We start from the raw sequence: 734 nt of genomic DNA on the forward strand, positions 1-734 counted from the left end.
TCCTAATGGATTTGCAATTTCTAACCATCCTTGCCCACAGTCATCAACTGTAATGCGCATGTTCAAATTCCCTTTTTTGCTTTTATCTCCACGAGAATATAATTGTCGTGTCCGCAAATCTTTCCATTCTTGATTGGATATCTTGTTTTTCATTCTTTCATAGAAATTTTTCCGCCCACCAAAAATAATAGGAGGTAATGTTTTATTTTTAATATGTTTTGCATACGTTTCAATTTTTTGTTCTAATTTTTGTTTTCGTTTTCTTAAACCAATTAAACAAGTTTCTAATGCAACTTGTTTAGGTCTTTTTTTGCCGCGTTCATAATCAGCTATTTTTTGTAACGTCTTTTCTAACTTTTTTTGATTGTTTTCTAGGTAAACAGGAAGAAGTTCTTTTTGAGAGAAAAGGATTGTTTGCGCTTGTAAAATCACATCTTCACAAAAACGTTTATTTAACAAATATTTAGGTTGTAGTTTTTTATCAATTCTTTCTCGTTTTCGCCCTCAATCAAACGCTTAAAACTATATCGTTTTGCACTTTCGAACGTACGAATCAAAGTAATTAAATATTCCGTTTGTTCTTTTGTAATAGAATTGATTTTACAAGTACGTGTTGTTTTCATCCTTTTCCCCCTTTTCATCACCTGAAAATATTATAGGTTGAATTCTGTAAAATATAAAACCTGTAATTGTAAATTTTTATAGTTTTTTATAGATTCTTATTTACTGTTATT

Annotated in this window: 1 pseudogene; it reads right to left on the reverse strand. The window is 29.4% G+C overall.

Going from position 1 to position 734, the window contains the following annotated elements:
* A pseudogene (locus ACTFSI_RS27965) lies at nucleotides 1-623 on the reverse strand (hypothetical protein); the annotation flags it as partial.
* Nucleotides 624-734 lie beyond the last annotated feature (111 nt).

It is taken from the genome of Bacillus cereus group sp. MYBK101-2, from assembly GCF_051918845.1.
In the GTDB taxonomy this organism is placed as follows: Bacteria; Bacillota; Bacilli; order Bacillales; family Bacillaceae_G; genus Bacillus_A; species Bacillus_A paranthracis.